18 protein-coding genes and 2 pseudogenes are annotated in these 17,404 nt (G+C 69.6%); 8 read left to right on the forward strand and 12 right to left on the reverse strand.

Going from position 1 to position 17,404, the window contains the following annotated elements; genetic code table 11:
* Positions 1 to 840, reverse strand: a pseudogene (locus Drose_RS39170) (MFS transporter); the annotation flags it as partial.
* Between Drose_RS39170 and Drose_RS24760 the strand changes: the two are divergent.
* The gene (locus Drose_RS24760; protein WP_260723701.1) at positions 757 to 1,104 is read left to right on the forward strand and encodes an aminotransferase class V-fold PLP-dependent enzyme; all 348 of its coding nucleotides are present in this window, start codon (positions 757 to 759) and stop codon (positions 1,102 to 1,104) included. The pseudogene Drose_RS39170 and the gene Drose_RS24760 overlap by 84 nt on opposite strands.
* On the opposite strand, the gene Drose_RS24765 is transcribed toward Drose_RS24760, so the two are convergent.
* Together Drose_RS24765 and Drose_RS24770 are read right to left on the reverse strand one after the other, a co-directional pair.
* On the reverse strand, positions 1,053 to 2,021 hold the full coding sequence (locus Drose_RS24765; protein ID WP_260723702.1) for an alpha/beta hydrolase: 969 nt from the start codon (positions 2,019 to 2,021) through the stop codon (positions 1,053 to 1,055). The genes Drose_RS24760 and Drose_RS24765 overlap by 52 nt on opposite strands.
* 144 nt (positions 2,022 to 2,165) lie before the next feature.
* A complete protein-coding gene (locus Drose_RS24770) occupies positions 2,166 to 2,423 on the reverse strand; it encodes a hypothetical protein (RefSeq protein WP_260723703.1) in 258 nt (85 codons plus the stop codon).
* A gap of 339 nt (positions 2,424 to 2,762) precedes the next feature.
* Here Drose_RS24770 and Drose_RS24775 point away from each other — a divergent pair, with 339 nt between their 5' ends.
* Entirely contained in the window at positions 2,763 to 2,984 is a 222-nt protein-coding gene (locus tag Drose_RS24775; RefSeq protein ID WP_260723704.1) for a transposase, read from the forward strand.
* A gap of 327 nt (positions 2,985 to 3,311) precedes the next feature.
* Here Drose_RS24775 and Drose_RS24780 read toward each other — a convergent pair whose 3' ends face one another.
* From Drose_RS24780 to Drose_RS24790, 3 genes are all read right to left on the reverse strand, one after another.
* The gene (locus tag Drose_RS24780) at positions 3,312 to 4,169 is read right to left on the reverse strand and encodes an SAM-dependent methyltransferase (protein ID WP_390891452.1); all 858 of its coding nucleotides are present in this window, start codon (positions 4,167 to 4,169) and stop codon (positions 3,312 to 3,314) included.
* Positions 4,170 to 4,302: 133 nt separating this feature from the next.
* Positions 4,303 to 5,163 (reverse strand): DUF3152 domain-containing protein, encoded by an 861-nt coding sequence (locus tag Drose_RS24785; protein WP_260723706.1) that lies wholly within the window; start codon positions 5,161 to 5,163, stop codon positions 4,303 to 4,305.
* A gap of 374 nt (positions 5,164 to 5,537) precedes the next feature.
* On the reverse strand, positions 5,538 to 6,128 hold the full coding sequence (locus Drose_RS24790) for a DinB family protein (protein WP_260723707.1): 591 nt from the start codon (positions 6,126 to 6,128) through the stop codon (positions 5,538 to 5,540).
* A 358-nt stretch (positions 6,129 to 6,486) separates the two neighbouring features.
* Between Drose_RS24790 and Drose_RS24795 the strand changes: the two genes are divergently transcribed.
* The 6 genes from Drose_RS24795 to Drose_RS24820 all read left to right on the forward strand — a co-directional run bounded on the left by Drose_RS24795 (position 6,487) and on the right by Drose_RS24820 (position 9,976).
* Positions 6,487 to 6,618, forward strand: a complete 132-nt coding sequence (locus Drose_RS24795; RefSeq protein ID WP_260723708.1) for a hypothetical protein — start codon at positions 6,487 to 6,489, stop codon at positions 6,616 to 6,618.
* Between the two features lie 27 nt (positions 6,619 to 6,645).
* Positions 6,646 to 6,858 (forward strand): hypothetical protein, encoded by a 213-nt coding sequence (locus Drose_RS24800; RefSeq protein ID WP_260723709.1) that lies wholly within the window; start codon positions 6,646 to 6,648, stop codon positions 6,856 to 6,858.
* Positions 6,859 to 6,884: 26 nt separating this feature from the next.
* The gene (locus Drose_RS24805; protein ID WP_260723710.1) at positions 6,885 to 7,352 is read left to right on the forward strand and encodes a class I SAM-dependent methyltransferase; all 468 of its coding nucleotides are present in this window, start codon (positions 6,885 to 6,887) and stop codon (positions 7,350 to 7,352) included.
* Between the two features lie 182 nt (positions 7,353 to 7,534).
* Positions 7,535 to 8,383 carry an ABC transporter ATP-binding protein gene (locus Drose_RS24810; RefSeq protein ID WP_260723711.1) on the forward strand — a complete coding sequence of 283 codons (849 nt, stop codon included), beginning with the start codon at positions 7,535 to 7,537 and terminating at the stop codon, positions 8,381 to 8,383.
* Between the two features lie 9 nt (positions 8,384 to 8,392).
* Positions 8,393 to 9,154 carry an ABC transporter permease gene (locus Drose_RS24815; RefSeq protein WP_260723712.1) on the forward strand — a complete coding sequence of 254 codons (762 nt, stop codon included), beginning with the start codon at positions 8,393 to 8,395 and terminating at the stop codon, positions 9,152 to 9,154.
* A gap of 45 nt (positions 9,155 to 9,199) precedes the next feature.
* Entirely contained in the window at positions 9,200 to 9,976 is a 777-nt protein-coding gene (locus tag Drose_RS24820) for a helix-turn-helix domain-containing protein (protein ID WP_260723713.1), read from the forward strand.
* A gap of 230 nt (positions 9,977 to 10,206) precedes the next feature.
* Here the strand turns inward: Drose_RS24820 and lgt are convergent, their stop codons facing one another.
* The 6 genes and pseudogenes from lgt to Drose_RS24850 form a co-directional block, all read right to left on the reverse strand.
* Positions 10,207 to 11,124, reverse strand: a complete 918-nt coding sequence (gene lgt, locus Drose_RS24825; protein WP_260723714.1) for a prolipoprotein diacylglyceryl transferase — start codon at positions 11,122 to 11,124, stop codon at positions 10,207 to 10,209.
* 207 nt (positions 11,125 to 11,331) lie between these two features.
* Positions 11,332 to 12,327, reverse strand: coding sequence for a hypothetical protein (locus Drose_RS24830; RefSeq protein WP_260723715.1), 996 nt, complete (start codon positions 12,325 to 12,327; stop codon positions 11,332 to 11,334).
* Between the two features lie 178 nt (positions 12,328 to 12,505).
* Positions 12,506 to 12,595: pseudogene (locus tag Drose_RS24835) on the reverse strand (L-serine ammonia-lyase, iron-sulfur-dependent, subunit alpha); the annotation flags it as partial.
* Positions 12,596 to 12,615: 20 nt separating this feature from the next.
* Positions 12,616 to 13,569, reverse strand: a complete 954-nt coding sequence (locus Drose_RS24840) for a TolB family protein (RefSeq protein ID WP_260723716.1) — start codon at positions 13,567 to 13,569, stop codon at positions 12,616 to 12,618.
* Positions 13,566 to 14,798, reverse strand: coding sequence for an MFS transporter (locus Drose_RS24845; protein WP_260723717.1), 1,233 nt, complete (start codon positions 14,796 to 14,798; stop codon positions 13,566 to 13,568). Before Drose_RS24845 ends, Drose_RS24840 begins: the two co-directional genes overlap by 4 nt.
* A 67-nt stretch (positions 14,799 to 14,865) precedes the next feature.
* Positions 14,866 to 16,893, reverse strand: a complete 2,028-nt coding sequence (locus Drose_RS24850; protein WP_260723718.1) for a metallophosphoesterase — start codon at positions 16,891 to 16,893, stop codon at positions 14,866 to 14,868.
* Positions 16,894 to 17,404 lie beyond the last annotated feature (511 nt).

The following is a 17,404-nucleotide window of genomic DNA, read 5'->3' on the forward strand; positions in this document are numbered from 1 at the left end:
GCCGGCCGGGCGGCCGCTGATCCAGCGGGCGGCGAGCAACCCGGAAGCGGCGGTGAGCGCCGCGGCGACGACGGTGGCGTTGAGGCCCAGGGTGTCAGCGAGGACTCCGGCGACGAGGGCGTCGGCAACGTAGCCGATGTCGCGCCAGAACCGGTAGGTGTCGAGGGCGTTGGCCCGCCAGACCGGGTGGGCGTGGTCGGACGCCGACGCGATCAGCGCCGGATACACCATCGCGGTGCCCAGGCCGAGCAGGACCGTGGACAGCACCCCGGCGAGGAGCGGATGGTCGAGCAGGGCGAGCGCGGCGACCAACCCGGCGGCCTGCACGAGCATGCCGGCGACGATGAGCGGTTTGCGACCGGTGCGGTCGGCGAGGTGTCCGGTAGGGATCTGCCCGAAGCCCCACAGTAGCGGGTAGAGGCCTTTGATGAGGCCGACGGCGGCGAGGCTGAGGCCGTGGTCGGTGAACAGCAGCGGAAAGACGCCCCAGGTGAGGCCGTCGTTGAGGTTGTTGACGAGGCCGGCCTGGCAGGCGCCGCGCAGCGACCCGGTGCCGCCATGACGTCCGCGCGAACGTCGCCGCGAGCCCCGGCCGCTGGTCGGGCGCCGGTGGCGGGGGCGGGATGCTGGGCGAGTTCGAGGGCGACGTGGGCGGCGGTGTCGCGCACGACGAGGGACAGCAGCCCGGCGGCGACGAAGACGACGCCGATCAGCTCCGGAGCTGGGCGCGGCCCGTAGCGGGTGGCGAGGTACCCGGTGACCAGAGCCGTCGTGCCGACCGCGGCTTACCCGGCGGCCTCGTTCAGGCGGTGGCCAGGCCGCGGCGGCGGGCCGGTCTATTTGGACTACAACGCCACCGCCCCGATCGACCCGCGTATCGCCGACGCCATGGTCCCGTGCCTGACCACCTGGTTCGGCAACCCGTCCAGCGGCCACCCCTACGCCGACCGCCCCCGCGGCGCTCTGCAGCAGGCCCGCGCGCAGGTCGCCGCCCTCGTCGGCGCCCGCCCGGACGAGGTCGTGTTCACCAGTTCCGGATGGATGCGGTCCTTTCAGGAATGCGCAGGCAGCGTCGAGGCCCACGCAGTCACGGTGTCGGCGTAGAGCTTCGGGTCTGCACCATGCATGGAATGGGGCATCTGCGGGAATGGCCGGTAGGTCAACGAATGCCCGGCGGCCTCCACGAGTTCCCGAACCCGTCGTACCTGCTCGTCGGAGATCGCGCCGAGCAGGTGCCCGGTGTCGGCGTCGACTCGGTGGAAGTGGTGGGTGAACAGCACAGGCACCCGGACCGCCGCCAGCATGGCCTCGTGGTCGCAACCGACCATGACCGTGCCGGTGACGAAGGCTCTGGCCCACTCCGGGTCGTACTCCCTCAAGTTTTGCGGTGGCTGCGGCCCCGGCGGTGGCTGGTCGCCGCCTATGATGGCCAGACTCTTGAGCAGTACCGGCGGGACTTCGCGCGGCATCGCCTGCATTGCGCCCAGCCAATCGCCGACGGACCACTGGTCCCCGAGCCATTTACTCCAGACCGCGAACATCGGGCCCATGGCCTGATGGATCGATGGTCCGCAGGCCGGCCGCGCCTGCGACGCGAACAGCGGCGGGTCCTCCCACACAGCACCACGGATCTGGCCAGGCTTGGCGTAGGCAGATAGCCATGCGGCCAACACGCCCCCGGATGACAGGCCGGCCACGATGGTCGAACGGCCGATGACCAAGTCGATAAACCGGACGAGATCGTTGCCGAGGTTGTCCAAAGTGTAACGTCCCGGCGTCCATGACGAGCGGCCCTGCCCGCGCAGGTCGACCGCGTAGGCCCGGAAGTGCTTGGCCAGCAACGGCAACGCCTGCTCATACCCCCACCAGGACTCCGACTGTCCGGGAATGAGTAGCAGCGCCGGGTGCTCAGCATCGCCGGCAACGGCGTAGTTCATCCGGATCTCACCGAGGTCGACGGTCTTCTCGGTAAAGTTGTGCGGCACGAATGTGTCGGCACGTTGCGCTGCTTCGATATTCACTATCGATCGCTCCATATTCTTTCTGACTGCCCCGTTCCAGCGCGGAGCGCGTCGGCATCTTCTGGACTGTGCTGCGAAGCGGCTGCTGTACCAGTGGCCAACCGTTCGAAGAACGCGGCCTGCCGCCGGGCACGGCGTACCGGGTCAGGGACGGGTGGTGGCGGCCTGCGACATCGCCATGTACGGGTGGGCTGAGTGGACCCGATCCGTTCCGCCGTATCGAACTCGACCAACCGGCCATGTTGAGGGCCGCAATCCGGGATGCCACGTGTTGGACCACCGCGAGGTCATGGGAATGAACAGGTAACTGACTTTCAGCGTTTGGCGCAACTCGTCGAGCAGGTTGAGTACCTGCACCTGGATCGACAGGCCGAGGGCGCTGACGGCCTCGTCACAGACCATCACCCGGATAGCACGGGTTCGGCTCGTACGTGTGGGTGACACCGGGCGCTGTCTCACTCGACTGCAGCCGGTACGGACGAGCGCCAGCGGTACTGGTGACCAACGCCATGTCGCCAGCAGGGATCACCTTCGGCCCTAGCCTTCCAGGACGCTCCAGTCCCTAACATTGCCGCTCCCCCGGAAGCTTTGAGCACGGAACCTTTCCGGACCCTTGACCGGACAATGCTGGCGACCGCCGGCGCCTTCCGTGAGCGCACGTTTCAATCATCGGCACGGTTATTTTCCCGACGTGTGGTTCCCCTCGTAACGTGGAGGCCAGAACTTGAGGGATAGAGGTTCATGGCTGAGATGAGACGCCGGTTCGATCCGGAGTTCCGCGAAGGTGCGGTCCGGATCGTGCGTGAGACCGGCAAGTCGATCGCGCAGGTCGCGCATGATCTAGGGATCAACGACGGCACCCTGGCCAACTGGATGAAGAAGGACCGCGAGGCCCGTGGCGAGGCCGCGGCCGGGCATCTGTCCGAGGATGAGCGGGCGGAGCTGGCGCGGTTGCGGCGGTAGAACGCCGAGCTGGCGATGGAGCGTGATGACGCCCCTATGTGGCCGGCACAAGGATCCCGACCGTGATCCGAGGCCGCCGGCGGGCCGCCTACACCCGCCCGCACGGCGTGCGGCACCTGTTTGCCGCCCTGGACCTGGGCCGCGACGTCATGTACGGGCAGGTCAAGAAGCGTCGGCCGGATCTGTGCCGTGCCGGCGGGCGTGCCGCTCGAGGTTGCCGCCGGGCCATGGCCGCCGTCGTCGCCGTGCCGCTGGCCCGGCTCGGGTCTCGCCCGGCGATCCGCGGCAGGGGGAGGCAGGGCGTGGCTCGGCACTGGCGCGGATCGATCAGGTTGCCGGCTGTCCGGTCGTGGGCATCGCCATGAGCTGCCCCACCCCGGCCCACATGCCGCTGCGGCGGGTGTCATCGGCGAAGTCCGCCGGATCCCCTGGCGCCGGCCGCCACTCGGGTGCCCAGGTCACCCCCGGGTCGACCAGTTGACAACGGCCGGCGAAGAACCGCTCGACCTGTGCGCGCGGTCGCGGTTTGCCCGCGGTGGTGGTCCGTTGTGTGTAGACCTCGCGGGCAGCCGCGGTGCGTTCGTCGCTGAGCGCGAACGTCTCCGCCGCCCCGTGCGAGATGACGAGGTAGCTGCCCGTCGGCAGTTCCGCGACGAGGTGGTCGACGAGCCCGAACGCCTGGGTGTCGTCGGGGACGAAATGCAGCACGGCGGCGAGGATCAGCGCTGTCGGCGTGGTGAAGTCGAGCATCCGGCGGACCTCGGAATGGCCCAGGATTGCCTGCGGCTCGCGAAGGTCACCGCGGATGGCCGTGGCCCGGTCGTTGCCGTGCAGGATTTCGAGGCTCTCCGCCACCGCGACCGGGTCGATGTCGACGTAGACCACCCTGGCGTCGGGCGCGGCGGCCTGGGCGATCTCGTGGACGTTGCCGGCCGTCGGGATCCCCGATCCGATGTCCAGGAACTGCCGGACGCCGGCCTCGGCCAGGAACCGCACGGCGCGCCCCAGGAAGGCCCGGTTGTTGCGGGCTACCGCCGGCACCACCGGGAACTGGTCGATGACCGTCTGGGCCGCCTGCCGGTCCGCCTGGAAGTTGTGCACTCCGCCCAGGTAGAAGTCGTACATCCTGGCCGCGGTGGCCGGCTTCTGCTCGCTCCTCTGCGTGCCGCCGGTCGGGCTGTTCATCCGTATGTGCCCCTCACAGTTGCGATCGACGTCGGCCATCACCCACGACCGTCAGGATGGTACCGGTGCCGGCCCACCGGCGACGGTCCACCGCGCGGGTGGCGGAGTTCCGGGAGGGATGTCCCCGCGAGGATCAGGACGGGGCCCAGGGGCCTTGGACGAACGCGCCGCCGGTGGTGAACGGGAACGAGTTCATCGTGCAGCCGTTCAGCGCGATCGTCTGCGTCTGCATGATCGGGGCGGGGCCGGAGCCGGGGCACTTCATGTGGTCGAAGCCCAGGAAGTGGCCCATCTCGTGGTTGATCGTGTTGGCGTGGAAGTCCTCGCCGGGATGCCCGGCGATACCCTTCAACCAGCGGCGCAGGTTGAGCAGGATCGTCTGGCCGTAGCGGCACGAGTAGATACCCTGCGTGTTGACACCGACGGAGGCGCACAGCTTGTCCACCGTGTCGGGGGTCGCCAGGCGCAGGCGGACACTGAAGTCGGTGCCGCTCACCCGCTGGAACGACCAGCTCGCGTCGGCCAGCCTGTTCGGACCGTAGGTCACCGGGTGCTCGGCGGACAGGGTCCAGCCGCGCGGCGCGCCGATCGCCCGCTCGACCTCCGCGGCGGTCTCCGCCGGCGTCCAGACCGGGTTGCCACCCCACTGGATACCGTCCTCGACCTCCACCCGGTACCGCACCAGCGTCGCGCCACCACCGACGACCTCCGTCCCACCGGAAGCGACCGTGAAGGTCCCCGCACCCCGCATCGGAACGCCGTCGGCACCGGGGCTGACCGGTTGGGCGCCGCCGGTGTCACCGCCGGGACTGACGGGCTTGGCACCCCCGATGCCGGCGCCCACGCCCGGCGCAGGGGCGTCCGTGTGCGGTGCGGGTCCCGCGTGGTGTGCGGATCGGGGCGCCCCTGCCGCGATGAACCCGGCCGTGGCAAGCAACCCGCCGAGCAGTGTCACGACAACCGCGACAGGTATCAGGTAATGATTGACGCGCATGCCTCAGCCCACGGAGCTTGAGGCACGCGCGAACACCCGGAATCCGCCCATGCCCGGCACCGTAGGAATCCGGCGGTTGGAAACTGATGAAGAACCGGTGGCACCGGCCGGGACGGATCGAAACCCGACCCGGCTTTCGCGGGATCTTCACAATCGGCGCGGGAGCACGGCTGTGACGAGCGCGCGGATGGTGGCCGGCACGCTGAGGCCCGGCCTCGGCGGGCCTGATGGTCGGCGTCGATCGCCAGGTCCGGCGCCGGGTCCCCCGGCTATTCGACGGGCAGGTCGGGCATGAGGTGGCCGACGCGGCGCAGCGTACGCAGGTAGTTGGCGCCGCCGGGCACGGCCGCCAGCCGGGAGCGCAGCCGGGTCGGCTATCCGAACCGGTCGGCCAGCCTCGTCAGCTTGGTGACGTACGCCGGCCAGTCATAGTCGTGGGGGATGTTGGTGTTCTCCCGCCGCAAGCCGATCGCCGCGTCGTGCTGCTCGCGCATGATGTCGGCGTGACCGGCGTGACGGGCGAGGTCGCAGGTCACGTGGACGATGATCCTGTGCAGCGTCACGACCTGTCCATCCGGCCGCCACCACGGCACCCGGCCCGGCGCGTCGAGCGGCAACTGCTCGATCGTCTGATCCGCGAACGTCCCGACACGGCGATACAGGTCGATCAGCCCGTCCTTCGTCTCGTCCTCCCGCGCGTACCAGTCCGCCTGCGGGTCCTCGTCGTACAACTGTATGGGGACCAGTTCTCCGGGCGTCGGGAACTCGCGCCCGAAGGTAGGCCCGAAGTAGACGGCCTCGACGTTGAGGCAGTGCTTGAGGACGCCCAGCAGGTTGTTGCCGGTCCCGGTGCGGGGCAGCCTGGCCTCGCGTTCGCTCAGCCCGTCGAGCTTCCAGATCAGGTCGTCGCGAGTCTCCTGGAGGTAGTGGCGCAGCGCAGCCTTCGGTTCGCCCAAGTCAGCCATGCCGGCCAGTTTTCCTCATGCGTCGAGCGATCGCACGAGGTTTCGCCGGCGAGACCAGCGCCCGGCTCGATCCGCCGCGACGGCTCCCCCGGCAGCCGATGCGACCGCGGCGCCGCGCACGTCTCCCACCGTCTCGACGCCACGGAAACCGCCGTGGTGACCGGCCGGGGCGCCACGCTCTGTTCGTCGCGCATGATCGGTACGTGATTCTTTGCTGGCGACGCAACACCTGGCGGGGCGGCTGAGCTCTCTCACAGTGAGGAGGTGCGATGGCCGTCGACGAGCCTGAAGTGCAGCGCCAGCTCTGCGAGTATCTCGCAGCGCGCCGCGACGCGGTGCGCCGACTCGACTACGTGCTGTGCGGCTGCCGGTCCCCTGGCACCCGATCAGCACACTCCGCGACGGCAGCTTCCTCAGCTTCACGTCGCAGACGCTCTTCCGCTCCGCCGACGCCCAGCACTGGACCCCGGTGAAGGCGCTGACCCGCTGACCCCTCCACACAAGACCTGGAGTGAGCATGTCCGAACACGACGACGTCCAGACCCGCGTCCTGGAGGACCTCAGCGATGCGGTCCACTATCGACGGTGGCTCGCCGGTCTGGCCGAGCCCTACCTCGGCGATGACCCGATCGAGATCGGGGCCGGGATCGGTGACTACGCCGCGGAATGGGTTTCGACGCTACCACGTATCACCGTCACAGAGGCCGACGAGTGTCGCCTCAAGACGTAGCACGAGCGCTTCGTGGACACCCGCGGGTGACCGTGCAGGCCCTCACGCTGCCCACAGCAGAGCGTCGCGAGCACAGCGCCGCGGTGGCCCTCAACGTCCTGGAACATATCGAGGACGACCTAGCCGCAGTACAGGCCGTCGCCGGGCTCGTGCGTCCCGGCGGCGCGGTCGTGCTGATCGTGCCGGCGTTCCCGTCCGCGATGAGCCGATTTGATCGCTCGGTCGGGCACGCGCGCCGGTACACCCGCCGCTCGCTGTCCACTGTGCTCACCGCGGCCGGACTGGAACTCCACGATGTCCGTTATGTCAACCCCATCGGCCTGCTCAACTGGTACCTCATCTGCACGCTGCTCGGCTCGTTCCCGCGCAACGGTGTCGTGCTGCGCGGCTACGACCGGCTGGTGGTTCCGCTGGCACGGCGGCTCGAACGCCGTTGGCGCCCCCCGTTCGGCCAGTCGATCTTCGCCGTGGCCCACCGTCCCTGTCCAGGCTGAGGCACCGAACTCGTGGACCGTGCTGACCTTCCTCTCCGACGCGCCGCCCTGGGCGGGCCGGTACGGAGAGGCGGTCACCGCCGCCACCTGCTGGCGGGGGACCGCGCTCGCGGTCGTGGACGAACCGAATCTGCCCGGCGGGCTTGACCTTGACGCTACGTCAACCCCGCATGCTGGCCGTCATGAGCATCCCGCCAACAACCCAGGCGATCCAGGGACCTGCGATCCACGTGCAGGGCCTGGGAAAGTCGTACCAGGAACTGCGTGTGCTGCGCGGCGTGGACCTCCAGGTGGCGCGGGGCAGCATCGTCGCCCTGCTCGGCTCGAACGGGGCGGGCAAGACGACGCTGGTGAAGATCCTGTCCACGCTGCTCAAGGCCGACGCGGGGACCGCCCGGGTCAACGGCTTCGACGTCGCGACACGGGCCGCCGACGTACGCGAGTCCATCAGTCTCACCGGGCAGTTCGCGGCGGTGGACGAGATCCTCACCGGGCGGGAGAACCTCGTCCTGGTCGCCAGGCTGAGGCACCTCAGGGAGCCGGGCGCGATCGCGGATGATCTCCTGAGGCGCTTCGCGCTGACCGAGGCGGGCACCCGGAGGGTCGCGACGTATTCCGGTGGCATGCGCCGCCGTCTGGACATCGCGATGAGTCTGATCGGGAATCCGCCGGTCATCTTCCTCGACGAACCGACGACCGGGCTGGACCCGGAGGCGCGCATCGAGGTGTGGCAGGCCGTCAAGAAACTCGCCGCGGGCGGCACGACCGTGCTGCTCACCACGCAGTACCTGGGCGAGGCCGAACAGCTTGCCGACCGGATCGCGATCCTCCACCAGGGCCGGATCATCGTCGACGGCACCCTTTCCGAGCTCAAACAGCTCCTGCCGCCCGCCAAGGTCGAGTACGTCAAGAAGCAGCCCTCCCTCGAAGACGTCTTCCTCGCGGTCGTCGGTTCCGCCGGCAGCGAAACCGAGCACGGCGACGCCGACAAGGGCGACCAAGACCGCAAGACCACGTCGAACGAGAGGTAGGCGACAGCGATGGCCACACGTTTCCTGGGCGACACCGCCGTGCTCACCGGACGGACCATGCGCCACGTCACACGCAGCCTGGATACCGTCATCACGACCACGATCACGCCCGTCGCCATGATGCTGATGTTCGTGTACGTCTTCGGTGGCGCGATCGACACCGGGACGGTCTCGTACGTGAGCTACCTGCTTCCCGGCATTCTGCTCATCACGATTGCATCGGGCGTCTCCTACACCGCGTTCCGGCTCTTCACGGACATACAGGGCGGGATCTTCGAGCGATTCAACTCCATGCCGATCGCCCGATCGGGCGTGCTGTGGGCGCACGTGCTGACCTCGCTGACCGCCAGCATGATCTCGCTCGTGCTCATCGTCGGCGTCGCCCTCCTCATGGGCTTCCGCTCGGGCGCAGGAGTGCCGGCGTGGCTCGCGGTCGCCGGTATCCTGATCCTGTTCACACTGGCAATGACCTGGATCGCCGTGATCCCCGGCCTCACCGCGAAGACCGTGGACGGCGCGAGCGCGTTCGCCTACCCGCTCATCTTCCTGCCGTTCATCAGCTCGGCCTTCGTGCCCACCGACACCATGCCAGGCCCGGTGCGTGCCTTCGCCGAACACCAGCCGGTGACCTCCATCGTCAACACGATCCGCGATCTGTTCACCGAGCAACCGGTCGGCACCGACATCTGGACCGCCCTCGCCTGGTGCGTCGGCGTCCTCATCGTTGCTTACGTCTTCGCCAACATCTCCTACCGTCGGAGGATCTCCTGAGCCGGGCGTCGACCGGGCCGGGCGAGTCGGGGCAGGATCCGCAGCATGCTGACGATCGGTCAACTAGCGGCGTACGCCGGCGTCACGGTGCGGGCGGTGCGGCACTATCACCACATCGGACTCCTACCCGAGCCGGACCGGGACGCCTCGGGTTACCGGCGTTACGGCGCGAAAGCAGTCGTGGCCATCATCAAGATCCGCACCCTCGCCAACGCCGGCGTGCCGCTGTCCCAGATCGGTCGGATGCTCGAAGCCGACGCGCCGACCTTCGCCGAAGCGGTCCAACGGATCGACAACCACCTGCACGAGGAGATCGAACGGCTGGAGACCAGCCGCAGACAGATCGCGCAGTTGGCCGCCGGGGACAGTCTGGCGTTACCGCCGGAGGTGGTCGCCTATCTCGATCGGCTCCGGGAGATCGGGGCGTCAGAGCGGATGGTGGAGGGGGAACGGGACGGGTGGATCCTGCTGGCGGCCCGCTGGCCCGATCGCATCCACGAAATCATGCCCGCCAAATTCGCGCAGCTCGGTGACCCGCGACTCGTTCGGCTCTATCGGGTCCTGTCGGAGATGCTGGAAAGCGACGCGAACGACGATCCGCGCATGGAGGAAGCCGCCGACATCATGGCCGACCTGGCCGAGCAGGCATACGACTCCAGCGAGAACAACCTCCGCGAGCTGGCGAACGATCTGACGTTCGACCTTCTGGACGCACTTGCCGTCGAGTCCGACCCGCGGGCGCGGCGGATGCTGGACCTGATGCGCAAGCGTGGCTGGGCCAGTTGGACCCGGCAGGAGCGGCTGGCGCCGCCGCCCGACTAGCCTCCGGACGTCCGCCCACCCCGGTGAGGCGCTACGGGATGGTGACGCACAGTCGTGCGGGTGGTGTCTGTCGCTCATGATCGCCGCTGGACCCGGGATGGCGCGTTCCGGTCCGGGCGACTCCATGATCATGGGAAAGATCTGGCTATCGGGGCAGCCACATCTTTCCCATGATCATGGGATCGAGCGGCCCGCGCGGCGGATCGCGCCAGAACGCGCGCCGGCGACCTTCACGCGTTCCCGTTGCCCGCCGAGGGTGCCGGCGCGGCTCGGGCGGACGTCGCCTGCGCGACCCCGGGCCGCAGCAGCGACGCTTCGCGGCCGGGGTGCCGCCGCGCCGACAGCAGGGTCAGCACCGTGGCCACCGTGCCCACGAGCAGGGCGGTCCAGACGTTCAGGCGCAGGCCGAGGATGTGGTTCGCCGGATCGGTGCGCAGCATTTCGATCCACAACCGGCCCACCGTGTAGAGCGCCACGTACATCCCGAAGACGCGGCCGTGCCCGAGCCGCCAGCGGCGGTCCGCCCAGATCACCACGCCGGCCGCGCCAAAGGCCCACAGCAACTCGTAGAGGAACGTGGGATGGAACGTCCCCAGCACTTCGGGCCGGCCGTCCGAGCCGAGAACGGCATGACCGGCGGACTGGTCCCACCGGTAGATCCGCAGCCCCCAGGGCAGGTCGGTGGGTCCGCCGTACAGCTCGTTGTTGAACCAGTTCCCCAGCCGGCCGATGCCCTGCGCCAGCGCGATGCCCGGTGCGGCCGCGTCGGCCATCGGAGGCAGGCGCACGCCGGCGCGGCGGGCACCGATCCAGCCGCCGAGCGCGCCGAGGCCGATGGCGCCCCAGACGCCCAGGCCACCCTCCCAGATGTACAGCGCGCTGATCGGATCACCGTCCGGACCGAAGTACGGCTGCCACGTCGTCATGACGTGGTACAACCGGCCACCGACGACGCCGAACGGGACCGCCCAGGTGGCGATGTCCAGGACGACACCGGGCCGGCCACCGCGTTGCGTCCACCGGCGCTGGGTGAGCCAGATCGCGACGGCGATGCCGATCAGGATGGAGATCGCGTAGCCCCGCACCGGCAGCGGCCCGAGGTGCCAGACGCCCTGGGCCGGGCTCGGGATCGCGGCGAGCGGGCTCACCCCGCGCAGCCCTTCCGCATCCGCGCCGAACAGGAACCGGTCCTGTCCACGACATCCGGCGCCGCGGCTGATACTCGCATGAGGACACTTCCTGGAGTCACCGCGACAGGATAGCCCGCTGGCGCCGTTCACTCATGGCGGTGACGCCGTCAGCGCGGAGTGGCCTGCGCACCACCCGGCGCCCGCGGAACCGGGCTCGGACGAGACTCAGCGCCATTGCCAGGTGATCCCGTACTGGCCTGGCGGGGGGTCGAGAGCGATGTACTGGAAAACCGGCGTCTTGGCGTCCACCCTGGCGTCGCCCTTGTGCTGCCAGGGCAGCGTGCTCCGGGGCTGCCAGTAGGCGTGGCAGCGTTCGGGTAGCATCTGTGGGTCGAAGTTGACCTGCACCACCAGCTCCCGGGTCGGCTTCCAGACCGCGATTTGCGCATGCCGATCGGTCTGCCCCGGAGGAAACCGCAGCGCGAACTCGACGACCGCCAAATCACCGGTTTGCATCGGCCGGTCGAGGAGAAACTCGAACACGCAGGTCGACGTGGGCACGTCGGCGCGGAACCGGGCCGGGCGGCACCCCTCGGCGAAGGTGATCATCGGCGGTTGGGACAGGGTGACGCACCGGGTAATGAAGATCATCCGGGTGACGTTGTCCCGGTCGGCGCGGACCAGGCGGCGCACCCGGACGGATTCCTCATGCCCGGCATGGTCGATACGGTAGGACAGGTGCTGCGACACTTTGGCGAGATGGTCGAGGTCCTCGGGGCCTGCGTCGATCTTCGCCAACGCCCGGACGACAGCCTCCGGGACCTTCCAGAGTTGGTCGTACGCCATCGAGGTCCCTGGGCGCGGAATCCACCGGCCCCGCGGTTTCCGCGGACCGATCAGGTCGGAGAGGCTGCCGGCAGGCTGGTCGAGGATCCGCTCCAGCACGCTGACAGCGGCCACCGAGCGGGTGCGTTCCGGCTGGTTGCTACCGTTCTGCCAGTAGCTCAGCGTGCTGGCGCTGACCGGTGTGCGGTTCTTCCGGAGCTGGTTCGCGATCTCTTGCAGACTGAGATGGCTGTGCTGGATGGCCGCTCGCAACGCGGTGCTGAACTCGCCGGGTGCGACCGGCCGACCTGAATTGCGCGCTGTCGGCGACTCCATTCGAGAACACCTCCTGACCTTCGGTGCGGTCGATGTCCGGGATCGATCGACCGTGACCATGCTCGTAGCCGATCGATGACCATCTGAATTCGATGATCACCGATGGACTGGAGCATGGTCAACGATACGACCCGGCGGCCGGGCCTGGACAGCCTGGTGGCCGAGCGGGCCGCCGGGGCGCCGCAACCCCCACCCGACCGAGCCCACCGGGCCGTCACCACGCAGCGCGAGCCGGGCCGCCGAGCGCCTCGGTCAGTCCGGCCGCCGCCATCGAGCACGCCGACCCCACCTCACCCTGGCAGCCGACCTCGGCACCCGAGATCGAGGCTCCCTGGTCGCTGGGCTCGGTCACCGAGGCGCGCCGGGGGACGAACCGCCGCGGAGCCGCCGGGGCTGCCCGCTGCCGTCGGCGGGGACCGTGAAGATGGCGGGGTGACCGTCCACCGGCTGGGCGTAAGCGATGGTGTCCGGGTCGAGCCAGGCCGGCTGGTCGTCGATGTGGTTGGTCTCGGCGAGCGCGGTGTCCACTCCTGTGTCGAGGTGGAGCACGTGCAGGCGCCACCGGTTGTCGACGCGCTTCTTGTACGCCAGTCGATCACCGTTCGGGGACAGCGACGGGCACTCGACGTTGTCCCTTACCGCTTCCAGCCGTCGCGCGTCCAGGTCGCCGCGCATCAGCCAGGTCCGCTCACCGGACGCCATCGTCGCGTAGAAGGTGCGGTCGTCCTTGGCGAAGGTGATGCCCCAGAAGTTGCGGTTCTCGGCGGTGAACGTCCGGCCGTCCACGACGGCGGTGAAGTCTTCCAGGGATCCGTAGTGCTGCCGGGTGGCCAGATCGTAGACACCGGCTGTCGTGGAGAATGCGCCGCCGGCGAGATACGAGTCTCCGGAGCGGAACACGGTCCAGGCCACCAACCGGCCGGAGGCGGAGACCCGGGTCCGGCTGGGTGTGCCCCAGAGGTCGAGCACGGTCGGCTGTGCCGAACCGCCGGAGAAGATGGCGGCCTCGTACCCGCCGGGAACGGTCGACGCGCGCAGGCAGGCGAGGGTGCCACCTGCGGCATAGGTACGCACGCAGGCCGGGCCGACACCGACCACCCGTTCCGGGTCGTTCCGGGAGACCTGGCGGGTCCGCCCGTCCCGGTCGTCGACGTAGAGGAGGGTGCCGGGGCGGTCGAGATCCAGGGGTGCCGCGCCCTGGGCGTGCTTCGCGCCGGCCCAGCGCCAGCCGGTGTAGCCGGTGGCGCCGACCAGGACCAGGGCGATCAGGAGAGCACCGAACAGGCGGGATCTGGTGGTCATGGGGTGTCTCCCTGGCGTCGCGGTGCGGCGCCGACGATGATGGCGAGGCCGAGGACGACGGCCAGGACGGCAAACGCCCACTGTGGTCCGGCGGCTTGCAACGTCGCGCCGAAGCCGACCGCGCCGGCCGCCCGGGCAAGCGTTTGGACGGTTTGCACGGCCGCCAGCCCGGTCGCCCGCAGCGCTTCCGGTATCAGCGGCCCGACGTGGGCCATCAGCACGCCGTCGGTCGCGGCGTAGAACAGTCCGTGCAGGCCGAGGGCGAGCACGGCAGCCGGCCAGCCGATCGTCGTGAACCCGACGAGCAGGTACGCCGCGAGCAGGAGGCCGTGGCCGGCGAGGAAGATCCGCCAGCGGCCCCAGCGGTCGGCCAGACGACCGACCGGCGCGGCGGCGGCCAGGAAGGTGATCGCGGTGGCCAGCGGGAGCAGCGGCAGGACGGCGGTGGGCAGGGCGGCCCGCTGCTGGATCGCGACGTACAGGACCATGTCGCCGACGGTGAACAGCCCGAGCAGGCCGGCGGCCAGCCAGGTGCGGCGCACCGCCGGTAGGTTGAGCACGGACAGCACGACGCGGGGCGCGAGCCGGTGCCGGGGGGCCGCGACGACCGCGGGCACGCGCACGAAGAACAGCAGGATCAACACACCCACGATGCCGAGGCTGAAGCTGGTCACGAAGACCGCGTCGTACCCGACCGCGAGGGCCACCAGCCCGGCGGCGGCCAGGGGGCCGAGCATCGCACCCGTGGTGTCCATCGCCCGGTGGACCCCGAACGCCCGGCCGAGCCGGTCGGCGGGAGCGGCCATGGTGATCATCGCGTCGCGCGGGCCGGTGCGGATGCCCTTGCCGGCCCGGTCGACGGTGAGCACCGCCCCCAGTCCGGCCAGCGACCCGCCGGCCAGGGGCAGCCCCAACTTGGCCACGGCGGACAGCGCGTAGCCCACCGTGGCCACCGCCTTGAGCCGGCCGAGCCGATCCGCGACGTATCCGCCCGCCACGCGCAACACGGCGGTGGCGGTCGCGTACAGCCCCTCGATCATGCCGAGTTGCAGAAAGCCGGCACCGACACCGTAGACGAGGTACAGCGGCAGCACCGCGGTGACCATCTCCGCAGACACGTCGGTGACCAGGCTGACCAGGCCGAGTCCGAGGATGGTCGGCGGCACGGCGCGTGCCGCGGTGCCGGAGGGTCGGGAGGCGTCGGTGCTGCGGGTGGTTGCCAGATACATCACGCGTGACTTTCGGTTGCCAGGCAGGCCCGGCCGGCGCGTGCACACGCGCCGGCCGGGCCCGGGATCAGTTGGTGATGCTCAGGTCGTCGACCTGGGCCTCGAAGAGGCTGGCGGTGCCGGCGTCAGCCGCCTCCACCTGGATACGGATGGTCCTGCCGGCCCACGCCCCGAGGTCCACCGTGGCGTTCCGCCACGCGCCGGCGACCTCGGCCGCCGCGCCGACCTTCTCGAACACGGTGGTCACCGTGGTGCCGTCCACGATCCGTACCCGCAGGTAGTCATCGGAGCCGGAGTTGTCACCGTGGGCGACGCTGTAGGCGAAGCTCAGCTTCGCCGTCCCGGCGGGAACCACGATCTGCGGCGACCGAATCGACGTCACGCCGCCGTCGAGGTCGTTGGATCCGTATGCGGCTCCTGCCGCTGCCCCGGTGACCAGGCAGTTGACGCCGCTGGTGACGGTGCCGAGCTGCTTGACCTGGTTACTGTAGGTGGAAACCGTCTGGTCCGGGTCGCCGCGCTGGAGCCGACCGGCGGTAGCGGTGTCCGTACCGGCCGGGTTGACCGTCCATCCCTTGTCCGACTCGAAGTCGTCGGAGAAGGCGGCCGTGCCGCCGGTGACCGTCACCTGAAGGTTTGCGGTGCGGGTAACGGCCCCCGAGGTGGCGGTGATGGTCGCGGTGCTGGTGCCGGCATTCGCCGACGACGAGGCGGTCAGGGTGAGCGTCGAGGTCGCACTGCCGTTCGCCGGCGGGGTGACCGAGGTCGGGTTCAGCGTCGCCGTCACTCCGGCGGGCAGGCCCGAGACCGACAGCGCGGTCGCGGCGGAGAAGCCGCCGGTGCTGGACACCCGCACCGAGGTCGTGGTGCTGCCGCCCTGCCTGAGCGTCACCGCCGTGGGGTCCGTGGTGACCCCGAAGTCCGGGGCGGTGCTGGCCTTCCGGCACGTGCCGGTGACCCGGTCGGTGAAGGTGCGGCCGGCGACCGGCACGAACTCCACGGTGTAGCCGGTGGCCGTCAGCGTCATCTTCCCCACGCCGAAGGTGTTGTTGTTGAACACCTCGGACGGTCCGGCGGACCGCGTGGTGGCCGAGTACAGCGCCCGGCCACCGGTGCCGATCACGAACTGCCGCACACCGTTGGCGTCGTCGCGGGTGCCGTCGGCGCGGGCCGGGGCGAAGCGCTCGTAGTGGTGGTCGTGGCCGTTGATGATGAGATCGGCCTTGGCGTCGTACAGTGCGCTGTACAGGACTCCCATGCCGCTGTTGTCACCGTGATCGCCGCTGGAGAAGCGCGGGTGGTGCCAGTAGGCCGCGGTGCACGGCTTGGTGTTGGTGGCGAGGTCGTTCTTCAGCCAGGTCACCTGCGGGGAACCGGCCGAGACGCTGACGTTGGAGTTGAGCGAGACGAAGTGCCAGTCACCCACGTCGAAGCTGTAGTAGCCCTGGTCGCGTGCGCCGGTCTGGACGCCGTTGCCGTTGTAGTAGTCGAAGTAGCCCGCCGCGCCCGACGTGCGGTACTCGTGGTTACCCGGCGAGGGATGGACGATGTTGTTGAACTTCCCCCAGTTCGGGTGGTAGTTGCTGTTGTACTCCGACAGGGTGCCGCTGTCGTACGCGTTGTCACCGGCGGTGATCACGGCGGTCGGGTTCATCGCCGTCACCACATCGTCGGTCTGGTTGCAGGCGGTGCCGCAGATGTCACCCGCCGCCGCCACCGTCACGCTCGCGGCGGCCAAGGGTTGACTGCCCGACTGGAACGCGTCGATGCGGTAGCGGCTGGCCGGATCGGCAAGGCTCGGACTGATCTGCACACACTCACCGGCGAAAGCGCGAGTGTGGAACGCCTTTCCTGGCCAGTGCCGACCGGTGAAGGTGAAGCTGCCACCGGCGACACCGGACACGGTGACGGTGTCCTCACCCCGCAGCGACAGCTCGGTGAACCGCAGGCGGAGCCATTCGGCCCCCTGCCGGCACACGGTTTGCGGGGCCGCGGCACGCGCCTGCCCGCCCGCCCCGCTGATGTCGGTACGGCCGGTGGTGGTGCCTCGCTCGGACAGTTGGGCAACCTGGGCGACGGGTTCCGGCGCGGACATCGTCGCCCGGTCGGGCTCGATCCGCGCGCTGGCTTGCGATCCAGCCGTCAACAGCGCCGCGACGACCAGTCCGGTGGTGGCCGAGGCGAGAACTGTTGTTCGTCTCCGTCTGATTCTGGGCGGTAGCGGAATCTGCATCGGTTCCTCTTGTGAAGAGTGGGGATAGCGGGCAGCCGAAGCCACTCGGAGAAGGGGGAAGGGTCCCGCTGCGCAGGGGTGGGATGAAACATGCGTGCTGCGTGGCAGGTTCTTCGCTCGTGGCGTCCTGCCTGCCCTGGGGCTACGCTGACCTTAATCAACGTCGATTTTTCGTCAACGAGTCGGCCGACTTCACACTGAATAAACCTGGCCAGGCTCCGGCCGGGCGGCGCTCGCGGCGCACCGGCCGGAGGCGAGGGGACCAGCGGGCCGTCGATGACGTCGGCGAGGCCCCTGCTCGATGACGGCGTGACCGCGGCGGGTCAGATCGGCGTCCACGGCGGATTCGGTGGTGTCGGCGCGGCAGGCCGTG

Source organism: Dactylosporangium roseum (assembly GCF_025264685.1).
In the GTDB taxonomy this organism is placed as follows: Bacteria; Actinomycetota; Actinomycetes; order Mycobacteriales; family Micromonosporaceae; genus Dactylosporangium; species Dactylosporangium roseum.